Annotated in this window: 16 protein-coding genes; 12 read left to right on the forward strand and 4 right to left on the reverse strand. The window is 63.8% G+C overall.

Going from position 1 to position 15,307, the window contains the following annotated elements:
- Window positions 1-22: 22 nt before the first annotated feature.
- Window positions 23-460, reverse strand: a complete 438-nt coding sequence (locus U5A58_RS04755; protein WP_321908526.1) for a cupin domain-containing protein — start codon at window positions 458-460, stop codon at window positions 23-25.
- A gap of 254 nt (window positions 461-714) precedes the next feature.
- On the opposite strand from U5A58_RS04755, the gene U5A58_RS04760 reads away from it, so the two are divergent.
- The 4 genes from U5A58_RS04760 (at window position 715) to U5A58_RS04775 (ending at window position 5,007) form a co-directional block, all read left to right on the forward strand.
- Complete coding sequence (locus U5A58_RS04760; protein ID WP_321960494.1) at window positions 715-1,839, forward strand: BMP family ABC transporter substrate-binding protein; 1,125 nt, start codon at window positions 715-717, stop codon at window positions 1,837-1,839.
- 52 nt (window positions 1,840-1,891) lie between these two features.
- Window positions 1,892-2,428 carry a nucleoside deaminase gene (locus U5A58_RS04765; protein ID WP_321960495.1) on the forward strand — a complete coding sequence of 179 codons (537 nt, stop codon included), beginning with the start codon at window positions 1,892-1,894 and terminating at the stop codon, window positions 2,426-2,428.
- A 351-nt stretch (window positions 2,429-2,779) separates the two neighbouring features.
- On the forward strand, window positions 2,780-3,547 hold the full coding sequence (locus U5A58_RS04770) for a ParA family protein (RefSeq protein ID WP_321960496.1): 768 nt from the start codon (window positions 2,780-2,782) through the stop codon (window positions 3,545-3,547).
- Between the two features lie 101 nt (window positions 3,548-3,648).
- Entirely contained in the window at window positions 3,649-5,007 is a 1,359-nt protein-coding gene (locus tag U5A58_RS04775; RefSeq protein ID WP_321960497.1) for a tryptophan leader peptide, read from the forward strand.
- Window positions 5,008-5,037: 30 nt separating this feature from the next.
- Here the strand turns inward: U5A58_RS04775 and U5A58_RS04780 are convergent, their stop codons facing one another.
- Both U5A58_RS04780 and U5A58_RS04785 read right to left on the reverse strand, forming a co-directional pair.
- The gene (locus tag U5A58_RS04780) at window positions 5,038-5,799 is read right to left on the reverse strand and encodes an ABC transporter permease (RefSeq protein WP_321960498.1); all 762 of its coding nucleotides are present in this window, start codon (window positions 5,797-5,799) and stop codon (window positions 5,038-5,040) included.
- Complete coding sequence (locus tag U5A58_RS04785) at window positions 5,796-6,800, reverse strand: ABC transporter ATP-binding protein (protein WP_321960499.1); 1,005 nt, start codon at window positions 6,798-6,800, stop codon at window positions 5,796-5,798. The genes U5A58_RS04780 and U5A58_RS04785 overlap by 4 nt, the downstream gene beginning before the upstream one ends.
- A 163-nt stretch (window positions 6,801-6,963) precedes the next feature.
- Between U5A58_RS04785 and U5A58_RS04790 the strand changes: the two genes are divergently transcribed.
- The 8 genes from U5A58_RS04790 to U5A58_RS04825 all read left to right on the forward strand — a co-directional run bounded on the left by U5A58_RS04790 (window position 6,964) and on the right by U5A58_RS04825 (window position 13,880).
- Window positions 6,964-7,713 carry an IclR family transcriptional regulator gene (locus tag U5A58_RS04790; protein WP_321960500.1) on the forward strand — a complete coding sequence of 250 codons (750 nt, stop codon included), beginning with the start codon at window positions 6,964-6,966 and terminating at the stop codon, window positions 7,711-7,713.
- A gap of 91 nt (window positions 7,714-7,804) precedes the next feature.
- A complete protein-coding gene (locus U5A58_RS04795; RefSeq protein WP_321960501.1) occupies window positions 7,805-8,560 on the forward strand; it encodes a transporter substrate-binding domain-containing protein in 756 nt (251 codons plus the stop codon).
- Between the two features lie 17 nt (window positions 8,561-8,577).
- Window positions 8,578-9,246, forward strand: coding sequence for an amino acid ABC transporter permease (locus U5A58_RS04800; protein ID WP_321960502.1), 669 nt, complete (start codon window positions 8,578-8,580; stop codon window positions 9,244-9,246).
- The gene (locus tag U5A58_RS04805; protein WP_321960503.1) at window positions 9,243-10,010 is read left to right on the forward strand and encodes an amino acid ABC transporter ATP-binding protein; all 768 of its coding nucleotides are present in this window, start codon (window positions 9,243-9,245) and stop codon (window positions 10,008-10,010) included. Before U5A58_RS04800 ends, U5A58_RS04805 begins: the two co-directional genes overlap by 4 nt.
- Entirely contained in the window at window positions 10,007-10,630 is a 624-nt protein-coding gene (locus U5A58_RS04810) for a HutD family protein (protein ID WP_321960504.1), read from the forward strand. Before U5A58_RS04805 ends, U5A58_RS04810 begins: the two co-directional genes overlap by 4 nt.
- A 4-nt stretch (window positions 10,631-10,634) precedes the next feature.
- Complete coding sequence (locus U5A58_RS04815; RefSeq protein WP_415774164.1) at window positions 10,635-12,053, forward strand: formimidoylglutamate deiminase; 1,419 nt, start codon at window positions 10,635-10,637, stop codon at window positions 12,051-12,053.
- Window positions 12,054-12,080: 27 nt separating this feature from the next.
- On the forward strand, window positions 12,081-12,890 hold the full coding sequence (gene hutG / locus U5A58_RS04820; protein WP_321960505.1) for an N-formylglutamate deformylase: 810 nt from the start codon (window positions 12,081-12,083) through the stop codon (window positions 12,888-12,890).
- A gap of 186 nt (window positions 12,891-13,076) precedes the next feature.
- On the forward strand, window positions 13,077-13,880 hold the full coding sequence (locus tag U5A58_RS04825) for a transporter substrate-binding domain-containing protein (protein WP_321934532.1): 804 nt from the start codon (window positions 13,077-13,079) through the stop codon (window positions 13,878-13,880).
- Window positions 13,881-13,964: 84 nt separating this feature from the next.
- Here U5A58_RS04825 and U5A58_RS04830 read toward each other — a convergent pair whose 3' ends face one another.
- Window positions 13,965-15,299 (reverse strand): cytochrome c, encoded by a 1,335-nt coding sequence (locus tag U5A58_RS04830; protein ID WP_321908549.1) that lies wholly within the window; start codon window positions 15,297-15,299, stop codon window positions 13,965-13,967.
- Between the last annotated feature and the right edge of the window lie 8 nt (window positions 15,300-15,307).

Here is a 15,307-nt window from a genome sequence, read left to right on the forward strand (position 1 = left end):
CTTTAGGTCGCGTCAGGTCGCTTTACGTCGCGGCGCTCGTTTGCCATGGCGTCGGCGCCGGCACGGCGCACGGCGCTTCCACATCGATCGACTTGAAGTCGGCGGGGCTCACGATTTCGAGGTACTCCATGTCGGGCGAGTAATCGAAGAGGTAATGCGCGATGCCCGGCGCCTGATGCACGCAGTCCCCCGCTTCGACGAGGGTTTCCTTGTCGCCGTACATGAAGCGCGCCCAGCCCTTGAGCATGATGACAATGTGAAATTCTGCCTCATGCCGGTGCCAGCCCGTGCCCAATTCCGGCGCAAGATTTGCCCTGACGAGTTGCGCGACCACCTTGCCGTGCGTCGCATCGGCGATTCCCAGGTCTCGATAGACGAAGAAGTCGCGCAGCCCTCCGCCCGTAAATGACGTGTCCTGCGGCTTGACGTGCGAAAAGTCCGTGGCGAGTGCGGTTTGCATGACAGGTCTCCCGAGCGCGAAGGTTGAAGGGGCAACGGGTTCGACAAGCACGACGCGTTCCAGCGTGAAGCCATGAACATTTGAGTGCTGCTATGACGTGGGTGGCTGGTTATATCGATTCTGTTATTCATCACATAATGAATCGAAATTTCGGCCTTAATTTTGACTGACCAATATTTTCGCTAACGTGACGCTATCCGGCGGACAACTGTCGAGTAGCGTCACATCCTTCCCAATCCTGTTTCGGAGACCTCATGGCAACAAAATTCGCTTGCGCGGCGGTGCGCTCACTGCGCTTCGCGGCGACGGTCGTCGCCACGCTCGGCGCCTGTGCCGCGCTAAGCCCCGCGGCTACCGCCGCGGCCCCCGCCGCGGCCCCGATCGGCGTTGCGTTCGTCTATCTCGGCAACCCCGGCGACGCAGGCTGGACCTACGCGCACGAGCAGGGCGTGAAGGCGATCGAAGCGAAGTTCGGCGACAAGATCAAGGTCACGCGCGTGGAGAACGTGCCCGAATCGGCTGACTCCGAGCGCGTGTTTCGCGATCTCGCAAGCAAGGGCAACAAGATTATCGTCGGCTCGAGTTTCGGTTTTCAGGACTTCGAACTGAAGACCGCAAAGGATTATCCGGACGTGGTATTCGAGCACGCAACGGGCTACAAGAAGGCCGCGAACTTCGCAACCTATGATGTGCGCACGTACCAGAGCGCGTATCTCGCCGGGCTCGTTGGCGGCTATACGACGAAGACGAATACGCTCGGCTTCGTCGCCTCGGTGCCGGTGCCGGAAGTGGTGCGCAACATCAACGCCTTCACGATGGGCGCGCGCTCGGTCAATCCGAATGCGAAGGTCAAGGTCATCTGGATCAATAGCTGGTTCGATCCGGGCAAGGAGAAGCAGGCGGCCGAAACGCTGATCGGCCAGGGCGCGGACGTGCTGATTCAGAACACCGATTCGACGGCGACGATGCAGACGGCCGAGCAGAAGAAGGTGCACGCGTTCGGTTGGGACTCCGATATGAAGAAGTTCGGCCCGAATGCTCAGTTGGGCGCATGCGTGAGCTACTGGGGCGTGTATTACTCTCACCTGGTCGAACAGGTGCAGGCGGGCACGTGGACCAATGCGCCAACGTGGTGGGGCCTCAAGGAAAAAGCCATCGACCTCGCCGACATCAATACGGGAACCGTTTCGCCTGCCGCGCAAAAGGCGCTCGCGCAAAAACGCGACGATATCATTGCCGGCAAGTTCGATCCGTTCGCGGGACCGATCAAGGATCAGAGCGGCGCGATCAAGGTGGCCGCCGGCACGTCGCTGCCCGATGCCGAGTTGCAGCGGTTGAACTGGTTCGTGCAAGGCGTAGACGGCGCATTGCCGAAGTAATACCGCCGACGTAACACACCGACGTAACACCACAACAAGGAGGAGACACAGTTTGAGCCTGACCCATTTGCCGCAACAAAGCGCGTCGGCGTTTCCCGAACAAGGGCTCGCGCCGACGCGCGAACAGATCGTGCGCCATTTGCGTCACGCGAGCCTGGTCGCGGAACGCGCGACGCTCCTGGGCCATCACCCGTTCGGCGCCATTCTCGTTGGACCCGATCAGGAGTCGGTGCTCATCGAACAGGGCAATGTCGATACCGTCAATCATGCGGAGGCGGTGCTCGCGCGTACCGCTGCGCTGAACTTTACGCCGCAATACTTGTGGAGTTGCACGCTGTATACGACGGTTGAGCCGTGTTGCATGTGCGCGGGCACGGCCTATTGGGCGAACATTGGGCGCGTGGTGTTCGGCATGACGGAAGAGCGGCTGCTGCAATGCACGGGCGACCATGCGGAGAATCCGACGATGAGTGTGTCGTCGCGCTATGTGTTCGACCATTGCCAGAAGCGCGTTGACCTGATCGGGCCCGTGCCCGAGGTCGAGGAAGAAGTGATGGACGTGCAGCGCAGGTTTTGGGGGCGTCGTTGAGCGGCGTCGCGGGGGCGTAATTGGGCGTAATCACGCGCAATTGCGCTTTAAGTCATCTGACCTATGCTTAACGCACCGGCTTCGTTTGAACAGGAGGAAAGCAAATGAAAGCTCGACGTGTGTTTGCAGCCCTGCTGGCTGTATCGTTTGTCCTCGCGCTTCCGGCAACCGCGAGTTACGCATGCGACGGTAGTGGTTATAACCAGCCAAACGGCCCGGGAAAATGAAGCAGTCATATAACTAGCCGCTGGCCGGGAAAACCGCCACCAAAAAACTTCTCTGCACCGCCGCATCGGGTATGCTCATCCCCATCCGTCTCATTGCATTGACGAGAAACAGGGGAGCGAAGACATGCGGCGTGTGGTATTCAATCAGAAGGGTGGCGTAGGCAAGTCAACGATTGTTTGTAATCTCGCCGCAATCAGCGCGAATGAGGGTCAGCGTACGCTCGTGATCGACCTCGACGCGCAGGCAAATTCGAGCCAGTACCTGCTCGGGGCCGCTTCCGCCGATGCGAAGCCCAACGTCGCCGACTTCTTCGAAACCGCGCTGACTTTCAGCTTCAGGCCCATCGAGGTCACGTCGTTCATTCATTCGACACCGTTCGAGAATCTGGACGTGATGCCTGCGCATGCGGACCTCGACACGCTGCACGGCAAGCTCGAGTCGCGCTACAAAATCTACAAGTTGCGCGACGCGCTCAAAGAACTCGACATGTACGATGCGATTTACATCGACACGCCGCCTGCGCTGAACTTCTACACGCGCTCCGCGCTAATTGCGGTCGAGCGCTGCCTCATTCCGTTCGACTGCGACGACTTCTCGCGCCGCGCGCTCTACACGCTGCTCGAAAACGTGAAGGAGATTCAGCAGGATCACAATGCCGCGCTCACGGTCGAGGGCATTGTCATCAACCAGTTCCAGCCGCGCGCGAGCCTGCCGCAGAAACTCGTCGACGAACTCGTCGATGAAGGGTTGCCGGTGCTGTCGTCGCGGCTGTCGTCGTCGGTGAAGATTCGCGAATCGCATCAGCAGGCCAAGCCTGTCGTGCACCTCGACCCGGCGCACAAACTCACGCGTGAGTTTGTCGCGCTACACCAGGAATTGAGCGGAGCCTGAAGAGCAAGAGCGGACATCACCGGTTTACGCCCCCGGCGGAGTGTGCAAGTATCCCTCGCAGCGAGTAGCACCGATACTCTTGCTCTCTTGCGAGGTGCACAATGGACTGGAGGTTCTGGAAGACCGAGAAGCGCCAGGAAGAAGAGGCGCGCAACTGGCCGACCGATACGCATGAATCCATACGCCAACTCCTGGGCATGTACCAGGGCGTTGGCACGCCGCCGTTCGCGAACTGGGCCGCGCCCGGCATCGCGTTCACCCCGGAAGTCGAAACGACCGCTCAAAATGGGGTCAAGGGCTATCAGCTTGCCCTGTGGTTCTGGCTGTTTGCCGAGAAGCACGGCACCATCGCGGCGCGAATGGCGCGCGAAACGTTTTGCCTGCTAGCCGATGCCGCGCAGCCGTCTTCGGGAGACGCGATCGATGCACTGCTCGACCAGGAAAATCGCCTGGCGCGTGCTGTCGAAGCGATTTCCGCCGAACAGCGCGCATTCGCGCTGGAAGGCATGCGTGTTGACCTGCCGATGGAATTCTTTCTCGCCACCGGCACCCTGAGGCTTCGGCCCGAGTCGCCTTATGCGGGGGAGGCGGGCGCCTCCCTGCAAGGCAACGACTACAAGCTGGCGGACTGCTTTCGCCATGCCACTGACGAAGCGCTCGCCGTTTTCCGGCCGATGATCGAGGCCGTAGAATTCGACGCGAAGTCGCTGCCCAACTGGAAATGGAGCGCCCGGCCCGGCGCCGCGGAGCGTCACTTGCAGCGGCGCTACAGCAATCCGCTTTTTCCTCTGCACCGGCAGATGGTCACGGCCCACGACGTGCATGAGGCGCGGCTTGCCGACAATCAGGCGCTGCAGGACATTCGCAACGAACTCAATGAAGTGAGGCGCGCATTCTTCGAAAAGCCGGAGCTGCCGCTGAACTGGCTGGCCTACCTCGAAAGCTATCGGGACGAAGTCGACCGGCTCGATGAACGCCGCCTCGTGGCGGGCGGGCAAAACGCTGCGCTCGGCGAAGCGATCGCGGCGTTGCGTGCCGACGTGCTTGCGCCGTGGCGCGCCGAGATCCAGAAGAGCCGCCCGAGCCTCGCCGCGCTAGAGCAGGACGAGGCGCGCAGGGCCGACCGGCGCGCGTTGCTGTACGGATGCGACTGGACGGCGCAATTGCTCAGTCACGGCTCGCTGATTCCACCCGAGGAAGTCGTTCCCGCACTGCTGAGCGAATCGCCGCCTGAGTTGGAGCGCGCGGTGACGGGGCTGCAGTCCGAGCCGCGTTTGCATGAGACGCTGGCGCACTGCCGGGCCGTTGGGCATCGGATCGTCAATGAGCTTCGCGCCGCGGGTCACAGCTTTCCCGATATGACCGACAAGCTTCGTATTCTGGACGGCTCATTCGACGGCCCGCTGAACCGTCCCCATGACGGACCGCACGACAGCGCAACGGGGCAGGTGCCCGCGTGAAGAGGCGGGCATCCGGCTGATTCGCTAACGTCAGGTTTTCAGCCGGTAGCCCGTTTTGAAGATCCACGCCGTGATCACGAGGAACAGCGCGAGAAAGGCGGCCGTCATGCCGAGACTCACGCCGACGTCGACGTCCGCGAGCCCGTAGAAGCTCCAGCGAAAACCGCTGATGAGATAGACGATCGGATTGAACAGCGTGATCACCTTCCATGCGGTGGGCAACATGTCGACCGAGTAGAAGGCGCCGCCAAGGAACGTAAGCGGCGTGATGACCAGCAGCGGCACGATCTGCAACTTCTCGAAGTTGTCCGCCCAGATGCCGATGATGAAGCCGAGCAGGCTGAACGTGACCGCCGTGAGCAGCAGGAACAGCGCCATCCACACGGGATGCTGGATCTGGATTGGCACGAACAGCGCCGCGGTCGCGAGGATGATGAGCCCGAGCACGACCGACTTGGTCGCCGCCGCGCCGACATAGCTGATCACGATTTCGAGGTACGACACGGGCGCCGAGAGCAGTTCGTAAATCGTGCCCGTGAAGCGCGGGAAGTAGATGCCGAACGACGCGTTCGAAATGCTCTGCGACAAGAGCGACAACATGATGAGGCCCGGCACGATGAACGCGCCGTAGCTCACACCGTTGACTTCCTTGATGCGCGAGCCAATCGCGGAGCCGAATACGATGAAGTAGAGCGAGGTGGAAATCACCGGCGCAACGATGCTTTGCATCAGCGTGCGCCGGGTGCGCGCCATTTCGAAGCGGTAGATGGCGCGAATTGCGTAATGGTTCATCGCGAGGTTACCTGTCCTTTTACCTGTGCTTTGCCATCTTCCTCGACCGCAGTTGCGGCGAATGGCGCAGCGGCCGCCGGGTCCTGATGGACGAGACTCACGAAGATGTCCTCCAGCGAACTCTGGCTCGTTTTCAGGTCCGTGAAGCCAATGCCCGCGTCGCTCAGGTCTTTCAGCAGCGCAATGATGTCGTTGCGCTCGTTTTCGCTGTCGTAGGTGTAGATGAGTTCGGCGCCGCTGCCGGCCAGTTCCAGCCCCCAGGCGGCGAGCCCTTCCGGAATGGCGCGCAACGGGGCTTCGAGCTGCAACGTCAGTTGCTTGCGGCCCAGCTTGCGCATGAGCACGTCCTTGTGCTCGACGAGCATGATCTTGCCTGCGTTGATCACGCCGATCCGGTCGGCCATCTCTTCGGCCTCGTCGATGTAGTGGGTCGTGAGAATGATCGTCACGCCGTTCGCCTTGAGCCCGCGCACGAGTTCCCACATGTCGCGGCGCAATTCGACGTCCACGCCCGCAGTCGGTTCGTCCAGAAACAGGACCTGCGGCTCGTGTGCGAGCGCCTTCGCGATCAGCACGCGGCGCTTCATGCCGCCCGAGAGCGTCATGATCTTGTTGTTGCGCTTCTCCCACAGCGACAGGTCGCGCAGCACGCGCTCGACATACGCGGGGTTGGCCGGCTTGCCGAACAGGCCGCGGCTGAACGACACCGTGGCCCAGACCGTTTCGAATGCGTCGGTGGTGAGCTCTTGCGGCACGAGGCCGATCAGCGAGCGCGCGGCGCGGTAGTCGGCGAGGATATCGTGACCGGCCACGCGCACGCTGCCTTCGCTCGCGTTGACGATGCCGCAGATGATGCTGATGAGCGTCGTCTTGCCCGCGCCATTCGGCCCCAACAGCGCGAAGATTTCGCCGCGCTGGATGTCGAGGTTGATGTTCGTGAGCGCGTGGAGCCCCGATGCATAGACTTTCGAGAGATTCTCGATGGAGAGGATCGTTTGCATGTGCGTGACATTACCAGAAGCGGGTAAAACACACCGCGCGGACCACGCGGGACCTCTCCAGGGAAAACCCTCGCATCGCATTCCCATTCGCTGGGAATCGTATTTTTGATTTCCGGGAGTGACGTGGCATGCTGACTGCATCCATTCAGCCTTCGTCCTCCAGGTGAAACACGAACCCGGTGTTACCGGCGCAGAGCGCCTGCTACTGGTGCTTTCGGCACTCGCGAGCCGCGGCAAGGCAATGTCCGCGAAGGACATGCTCGCGGCAACGGGTCTCGCGCAGAGCACACTCTACCGCCAGGTCGCGGTGCTCAAGCGCTGGGGCTTCGTGACCGAAGACGCCGGCTATTACGCGCCGGGCCCCATCAGTCTGCAGCTTGCGCTCGGCTTCGACGTCAATTCGCTGCTCGTCGAATCGAGCCGCGAAGGCATGCTGCAACTCGCGCGGACCTCGCAGGAGAGCGTCGGACTCGTCGTTGCCGTGAACGACCAGGTGGTCTGCCTCGAAATGGTCGAGAGCACGCATTCGCTGCGCTGCTCGTTCGAGAAGGGGCGCGCGGTTGCACTCAAGGCCGGCGCGTCGGCCAAGTCACTGCTCGCGTTCATGCAAGAAAAAGCGCGCGGCGAGGCGCTCGATCGCCTCTTCGCCGGCGACGCACCGGGCCGCGCCGCGATCGAAGCGGAACTAGCGCAGATTCGCGCACGCGGCTACGCGGTGAGCGAAAGCGAAGTCGACCCCGGCGTATGGGGCGTGAGCGCGCCGGTGTTCCGGCGCGTTGCGCGCGGCGCGCTCGCCAACGCGTCGATCACCTTGATGGCGCCGTCCTCGCGCGTGGCGGGCCGCGAGCTTCAACTCGCCGACTGGACCTTGCGCACTGCGCACGCCATTTCCGCCCGCCTGCAAACCGAATGAATGCGAACGAATGCGATTGCATTTCGATAGACCGCAACGAAAGAAGTCAACAACCGTAGCGTCCCGATCAACCACACACCGGAGTCCAACCATGAAACTGCACAAACTGCTGTCCGCCACGTGCGTCGCATTCGCGATGTTCGCCGCCGCCGCTCCCGGCACCGCGAGCGCGCAAGCGCAGAACGTTCTCCAGGTCGCGACCGACGCGACGTTCCCGCCGATGGAGTTCACGGAAAACGGCCAGCGCACCGGCTTCGACGTCGACCTCATGAATGCGCTCGCCAAGGCCATGGGCAAGCAGGTCCAGTGGACCGACATCGACTTCAAGGGGCTGATTCCGGGGCTCATCGCGCACCGCTTCGACGCCGCGATCTCCGGCATCTACATCACGCCTGAACGCAGCCAGGTGGTGGACTTCACGCAGCCGTATTTCGCGGGCGGCCTCGTCGCGCTCGTGAAGGCCGACTCGCCGATCAAGACGCTCGCCGATCTCGAGGGCAAGAAGGTCTCCGTGCAGGTCGGCACGAAGTCGGTGAACTTCCTGCGCGACAACTACCCGAAGGTCACGCGCGTCGAGGTCGAGAAGAACCAGGAAATGTTCGACCTGGTCGGCATTGGCCGCGCCGACGCCGCCGTCACCGGCAAGCCCGCCGCGTATCAGTTCGCACGCACGCGCCCGGGATTTCGCGTGCTCGACACGGAGCTGACGAAAGAGGCCTATGGCATAGCCGTGCGCAAGGACGAACCGCAATTGCGCGATTCGCTGAACGCAGCGCTTGCGAAGATCAAGGCGGACGGCACCTACGCCCAGATCGTGAACAAGTGGTTCGGCACCGGTTCGAAGTAACGCGCCGGATCTGATCCATGCAACTCGACTTCTCTCCGGCCATAGCCGGTTGGGCCGACATCGCACACGGCGCGCTGGTCACGGTGGAGGTGACCGCCGCGGCGCTCGTGCTCAGCTGCCTGCTCGGCCTCTTGATCGGCATCGGCCGGCTCGCGCCGCAACGGCGGCTCGTTTACGGCTTCTGCACCGGCTACCTTGTCTTCTTTCGCGGCACGCCGCTGCTCGTGCAGTTGTTCCTGCTGTTCTTCGGGCTGCCGCAGTTCAACATTCTGCTGCCGGCGTTCGTTTGCGGCATGTTGGGGCTCGGGCTCTATTCGGCGGCTTATGTTTCGGAGATCGTGCGCGGCGCGATTCAGTCCGTCGATCGCGGGCAGATGGAAGCTGCGCGTTCGATCGGCATGTCGGCGGGGCAGGCCATGCGCGCGATCATTCTTCCGCAGGCCATCGTTCGCATGATTCCGCCGCTTGGCAACGAATTCATCGCGCTCATCAAGAATTCCGCGCTGGTCTCGCTGCTGACGATCGACGACCTCATGCATGAAGGCCAGAAGATCATCAGCGTGTCGTATCGCTCGCTGGAGGTGTACCTCGTGATCGCGCTCGTCTACCTCGTGCTCACGCAGACGACCAACTATGCGCTGCATCGCGTCGAGCGCCGCTTGCGCGCGGGAGGGATGGTGCAATGAGCAAGCAACCGGATCCGATCGTCAGCATTCGCGGACTCAAGAAGTCGTTTGGCTCGCACCTCGTGCTCAACGGCATCGACTTCGATATTCAGCCGCAACAAGTGGTCGTGGTGATCGGCCCGAGCGGTTCGGGCAAGAGCACGTTCCTGCGCTGTTGCAACGGCCTCGAGCAGCCCGAGGGCGGCACGGTCGATATCTGCGGTCATCGCCTCGTGGAAAACGGCGCGATGCTCAAGGACCGTGCGCTCAACGCGCTGCGTACCGAAGTCGGCATGGTGTTCCAGTCGTTCAACCTGTTCCCGCACCTCTCGGTGCTGCACAACATCACGGTCGGGCCGCGCATGTTGCGCGGCGCTTCGAAGGCGCAGGCCGAGTCCGCCGCGCTTGCCCTGCTCGAGAAAGTCGGGCTCGCGCACAAGGCGCATGTGATGCCGGCCAGCCTTTCGGGCGGACAGAAGCAGCGTGTCGCGATTGCGCGCGCGCTCGCCATGCAGCCGCGCGTGATGCTGTTCGACGAGCCGACTTCGGCGCTCGACCCGGAGCTGGTGGGCGAGGTGTTGCAAGTCATGAAGCTGCTGGCTTCCGAGGGCATGACCATGGTGGTCGTCACGCACGAGATGGGCTTCGCGAAGGAAGTGGCCGACGTCGTGGTGGTGATGGACGGCGGCGAGATCGTCGAGGCGGGCCCGCCTTCGACGATCTTCACCGCGCCGGCGCAGCCGCGCACGCGCAGCTTTCTGCAAGCGGTGTTGTCACGCGCATGAGCCGCGCGTCCGTAGCAACGGTGACGCTGCTGCGCGGCGTCGATCTTGCGCCCGCGCCCTGGAAGAATGGCGGCGGGGTGACGCGCGAAATCGCGGCGGGTGGCGCGGCGCTCGCGCCGCCCGATGCGTTCGCCTGGCGCGCGAGTCTTGCCGATATCGCGCTGGCCGGACCATTTTCGCGCTTCGATGGCGTCGACCGTACGCTCGTGTTGATCGAAGGCACGGGCTTGCGGCTGGACGAAGCGCGCGCCGCCGGAGCGATGCCCCACGCAACGCACACGCTGGAAAGCGCGCTGGATATCGCCCGCTTTGCCGGTGAATCCACGATCGATGCGCGGATTGCCGCTGGCACCGTGCGCGTGTTCAACCTGATGGTGCGCCGTGGGGCCGCGCATGGCGCGCTCGAAGTGTGGCGAGAAGCAGGGCGGCGCAATGTACGTGCGCAGACCACATTGCTGCATGCCGTGCATGGCCAGGTTGCAGTGAGCGTAGCAGGCGAGCGTTTCATCGCGCTTGCGCCGGGCGACACGTTGCGCGTGGACGCCGGGCAGACCGTGGACCTCGAAACGCGCGGCGAAGGCACGCTGCTGGCCGTCACACTCGATATTGCGCGAACCTGATTTCATGAGCACCCTGATTCCTCCGCTTTCCATGACTAACGCGCTCTTTGCCGACCATGCGTACCTGCCAGGCGGTTGGCGCCGCAACGTGCTGCTCGAATGGGACGCAACGGGCACGCTGCGCGGCGTGACGCCCGATCTCGCGCACGCGCCCCAAGGCGTCGCCCGCGCAGCAGGTCCGATTACGCCTGGCATGCCTAATCTTCATTCGCATGCGTTCCAGCGCGCGATGGCGGGCCTCACCGAATACCGCGCGAATCCCACCGACAGCTTCTGGAGCTGGCGCGACCTGATGTACCGTTTCGCTGCGCGCATCACGCCCGAGGATCTTGAGGCCGTTGCGAGCTGGCTTTACGTCGAAATGCTCAAAGCGGGCTATACGTCCGTGTGCGAGTTCCACTATGTGCATCACGCGCAGGACGGCCAGCATTATGCGAGCCCCGCCGAGCTGGCGCAGCGTGTGGTTAGGGCGGCAGAAGTCAGCGGTATCGGCATGACCATGCTGCCGGTGCTTTACCAGTACAGCGGCTTCGGCCAGCAACCGCCGCGCGACGACCAGCGGCGCTTCATCAACACGCCCGACCAGTTGCTCGCCATCGTCGACTCGTTGCAACGCTTACGGCCGCAACACGGCGCGTTGCGCTATGGCGTCGCGCCGCATTCGCTGCGCGCGGTGTCGCAGGACTCGTTACGCGCGCTGCTGGAAGGACTCGATGCCGCGCTACCGAACGCGCCTGTGCATATCCATATTGCCGAGCAGACCGCCGAAGTGGACGCGTGCCTTGCAACCGAGGGCGCGCGGCCCGTTCAATGGCTGCTCGATCGCTTCGACGTGAACGCGCGGTGGTGTCTCGTGCACGCGACGCACATCGACACGAACGAGACGCAGGCGCTCGCAAAGAGCGGCGCGGTGGCGGGCTTGTGCCTCACGACGGAGGCGAATCTCGGCGACGGTTTTTTCCCGGCCCATGACTACCTGGCGGCGCAGGGCGCGTTCGGCATCGGCTCCGATAGCCATATCGGCGTGGACTGGCGCGCCGAGTTGCGCCTGCTCGAATACGGGCAGCGGCTCACGCGGCGCGAACGCAATGTGCTCGCATCGCACGAGACGGCGCAGGTGGCCGACCGTCTGTTCGACGCGGCGCTCGCTGGCGGCGCGCGCGCAACCGGACGCGCGGTGGGCGCGTTGCAGGAGGGCGCCCGCGCCGACTGGCTCGTGCTCGACGCGCAGCACCCGAACCTCGCGCAGCAAACGCCGCAAAGCTGGCTTTCCTCCGTGGTGTTCTGCGAGCACGGCGAAACGCCGGTGCGCGACGTGTACGTGGGCGGCGAGCCAGTCGTCGCGCAGCGGCGCCACCGCGACGAAACGCGCCTGTACGCCGGCTATCGCAAGGCGCTGAACCATCTCCTCGCCAGCGCTTGAGTGCGTGGCCAACCGAACGGAGCCCACATGATCGACCTCTATTTGCTCGAACGCGGCACCGCGCCGCTGCTGATCTCGATTCCGCACCTCGGCACGCAGATACCCGAGCCGCTGCGCGACGCCTATACGGACATTGCGCTCACGGTTGCCGACACCGACTGGCATCTCGACCGGCTCTATGCGTTTGCGAAGTCATTGGGCGCGACGATATTGGGTGCGCGCGTGTCGCGCTATGTGATCGACCTGAACCGGCCGCCCAATGACGAAAGCCTGTATCCGGGGCAGACAACGACTTCGCTATGCCCGACCGAAACGTTTCGCGGCGAGGCGCTCTATCGCGAGGGCCGTGCGCCCGATGCGCAAGAACGGCTAGGCCGCGTCGCGACCTACTGGCAGCCGTATCACGACGCGCTGCGCGCCGAGTTGCAGCGCTTGCGCACGCAGCATGCCAACGTGCTGCTGTGGGAAGCGCACTCGATTGCGAGCGTGCTGCCGCGGCTATTCGATGGCAAGCTGCCCGATCTGAACATCGGCACGCAGGACGGCCGCACGGCGGCGCCGGCGGTCCAGGCTGCGGTCGAGCGCGCGGCTTCGGCAAGCGGCTTCACATGGATCGCGAACGGCCGTTTCAAGGGCGGCTACAACACGCGCCACTACGGCGCGCCGCAAGACGGCGTGCATGCCGTGCAGCTCGAAATGTGCCAGTCGACGTATATGAGCGAGGCAGCGCCGTTCGACTACGCGCCGTCGATCGCGCAGAAAATCGAGCCGGCGGTGAGCGCGATGGTGGGCGGCGCGCTCGAGGCCGTGAAGGCGATGAACGCCTCGGCGGGCTGATAGCGCGGCGCTTCGGCTATTCGGGTTTGCCCCGTCCTGGATGCCGCTTGAGCGCGGGAAAGTACTCAGTTGCGCGGGCTACGATGGCGCTGCCGATCGTAGTATTCTCTAGCGACGCGGCCTCGGGGGGGCGCTGATGTGCCATCGCGAAGCAGTCCAGACATCCAGATAAAGAGGAGAGATTGAATGAAGTTGAAGAAGCTCCTGTTCACAAGCGCGCTTGCGGTATCGGCACTGGGATTCACCGCCATTTCCGCCCATGCGGAAGATCTGCTCGATTCCGTCAAACAGGCCGGGGTGCTGAAAATCGGTCTGGAGGGCACCTATCCCCCGTTCGATTCCCGTGACAGCAGCGGCCAGCTCGTCGGCTTCGACGTGGACGTCGCGAAGGCCGTGGCGGCCAAGCTCGGGGTCAAGCCCGAGTTCATTCCCACTGAATGGAGCGGCATTATCGCGGCGCTGCAGGCCGGCAAGTTCGACGTGATCGTCAATCAGGTGACCATCACGCCGCAACGCCAGCAGGCGCTCGACTTCAGCCAGCCGTACACGTATTCGGCGGCCCAGCTGATCCAGCGCGCCGACGACAAGCGCGAATTCAAGACGCTCAACGAATTCAAGGGCGACAAGAAGCTCGGCGTGACGCTCGGCACCAACTATGACCAGATGGCGCGCGCCGTGCCGGGCATCAACGTGCAAACGTATCCCGGAGCGCCGGAGAAGCTGCGCGACCTGGCCGCGAAGCGCATCGACGCAACGATGGACGACCGCCTGATGCTGCCGTACATCATCAAGACGTCGAACCTGCCGCTGCGTCCGGGCGCCGTGTTGCCGGGCGCCGATCAGGAAATGGCCATTCCGTTCCGCAAGGGCAATCCGAAGTTCGAGAAGGCGATCAACGACGCGCTCACCTCGCTCAAGCAGGACGGCACGCTCAAGAAGATCTCCATGCAGTGGTTCGGCCAGGACGTGACGCAACCGCTCGCTCACTAACGCGACAGGCGCTTTGCTACCAGCGCCTTGCTTCACTCGCGCCGGCCGCATTCACGGCCGGCGCGATCGTTTCAACACTCCTATCTAGCGCGCCGCCTGCGTCCTCGTGCGCATCTTCGCCACTTCGGCCGCGCCCACCGCACCCGCCTTGTTGTTCCACCCCGCGCGCACGAACGTGAGCACGTCGGCAATCTGCTTGTCGCTTAGGACATCTGCATAAGCGGGCATGGGGTACGGCGCGGGCATGCCCTGAATCACGAGATCGCCGGTGCCGTTGAGCGTGACGTTGATGAGCGACGACGCGTCCTTCTCCAGCACGTTCGGATTGCCCGCGAGCGGCGCGAACATCGGCGCGAAGCCGCGCCCGTCGGCGCCGTGGCAATGCATGCAATACGCCGTGTAGACGCGCGCGCCCGCATCGTTGGCCGGGCGCGAGAGCGATACTTTCGTCGCCTGCGGGTCATACGCATACGCCGGTCCACCATCGCCGCCCTTCGCCGGCAGCGACTTCAGGTAGACGGCGATCGCGTTCACGTCCGCGTCGTTCATGGCCTGGGTGCTCTTGTTGACCACGTCGGTCATCGCGCCGAACGCCGAGGCGTGCTGGTTCGCACCCGTCTTCAGGAACTGCGCGAGGTCCGCTTCGCTCCAGCGCCCGAGGCCCGTGTTGTGCTCGCCCGTCAGGTTCGAGGCGAACCAGCCGTCGAGCGCGGCGCCCGTGAGCCAGGCGTCGCCGCTTTCGTCGAGCGCCTTCTCGTTGAACCCGACGCCGCGCGGCGTGTGGCACGAGCCGCAGTGGCCGAGGCCCTGCACGAGGTACGCGCCGCGGTTCCATGCCGCGTCTTTGCCCGCTTTGTCCTGGTACGCGCCTTTCTCGAGAAAGACGGCGTTCCAGAGCTTGAGCGGCCAGCGCATGTTCATCGGCCATTTGATGTCGGCGTCGCGGTTGCTCTGCCTGACCGGTTGCACGCCCTGCATGAAGTACGCGTAGAGCGCGGCGACGTCTTCGTCGCGCACCTTCGCGTACGAGGGATAGGGCATTGCCGGATAGAGGTTGTGGCCGTCTTTTGCCACACCCTCGCGCATGGCGCGCGCAAAGTCCGCCTGCGTGTAGTTGCCGATGCCGGTGTCGGGGTCGGGCGTGATGTTGGTCGTGTAGATGCGTCCGAGCGGCGTGTTCATCGGCAGGCCGCCTGCAAACGGCTTGCCGTGCGGCGCCGTGTGGCACGCCGCGCAGTCGCCCACGGTGGCGAGATACGCGCCGCGCTGGATTGTGGCGGCGTCCGCTGCGGCCGCTGCAAAAGCGGGGCGCGCACCGGCACACGCGAAGGCCGCGAGGGCGAGCGCGAGTTTTGCACCGCGGCCGGCGGCGCGGCGCAGGCCGCGGGCTCGTTGGGATGCCTTGATCGTTTTCGTCATGGTTCGCT

This window comes from Paraburkholderia sp. J7 (assembly GCF_905220155.1).
Taxonomy (GTDB): Bacteria; Pseudomonadota; Gammaproteobacteria; order Burkholderiales; family Burkholderiaceae; genus Paraburkholderia.

What these genes read in the sequence shown, in the direction of transcription:
- U5A58_RS04755 (WP_321908526.1), bottom strand. Translation starts at nt 460, where the DNA reads ATGCAAACCGCACTCGCCACGGACTTTTCGCACGTCAAGCCGCAGGAC.
- U5A58_RS04760 (WP_321960494.1), top strand. Translation starts at nt 715, where the DNA reads ATGGCAACAAAATTCGCTTGCGCGGCGGTGCGCTCACTGCGCTTCGCG.
- U5A58_RS04770 (WP_321960496.1), top strand. Translation starts at nt 2,780, where the DNA reads ATGCGGCGTGTGGTATTCAATCAGAAGGGTGGCGTAGGCAAGTCAACG.
- U5A58_RS04775 (WP_321960497.1), top strand. Translation starts at nt 3,649, where the DNA reads ATGGACTGGAGGTTCTGGAAGACCGAGAAGCGCCAGGAAGAAGAGGCG.
- U5A58_RS04780 (WP_321960498.1), bottom strand. Translation starts at nt 5,799, where the DNA reads ATGAACCATTACGCAATTCGCGCCATCTACCGCTTCGAAATGGCGCGC.
- U5A58_RS04785 (WP_321960499.1), bottom strand. Translation starts at nt 6,800, where the DNA reads ATGCAAACGATCCTCTCCATCGAGAATCTCTCGAAAGTCTATGCATCG.
- U5A58_RS04795 (WP_321960501.1), top strand. Translation starts at nt 7,805, where the DNA reads ATGAAACTGCACAAACTGCTGTCCGCCACGTGCGTCGCATTCGCGATG.
- U5A58_RS04800 (WP_321960502.1), top strand. Translation starts at nt 8,578, where the DNA reads ATGCAACTCGACTTCTCTCCGGCCATAGCCGGTTGGGCCGACATCGCA.
- U5A58_RS04805 (WP_321960503.1), top strand. Translation starts at nt 9,243, where the DNA reads ATGAGCAAGCAACCGGATCCGATCGTCAGCATTCGCGGACTCAAGAAG.
- U5A58_RS04810 (WP_321960504.1), top strand. Translation starts at nt 10,007, where the DNA reads ATGAGCCGCGCGTCCGTAGCAACGGTGACGCTGCTGCGCGGCGTCGAT.
- U5A58_RS04815 (WP_415774164.1), top strand. Translation starts at nt 10,635, where the DNA reads ATGAGCACCCTGATTCCTCCGCTTTCCATGACTAACGCGCTCTTTGCC.
- hutG (WP_321960505.1), top strand. Translation starts at nt 12,081, where the DNA reads ATGATCGACCTCTATTTGCTCGAACGCGGCACCGCGCCGCTGCTGATC.
- U5A58_RS04825 (WP_321934532.1), top strand. Translation starts at nt 13,077, where the DNA reads ATGAAGTTGAAGAAGCTCCTGTTCACAAGCGCGCTTGCGGTATCGGCA.
- U5A58_RS04830 (WP_321908549.1), bottom strand. Translation starts at nt 15,299, where the DNA reads ATGACGAAAACGATCAAGGCATCCCAACGAGCCCGCGGCCTGCGCCGC.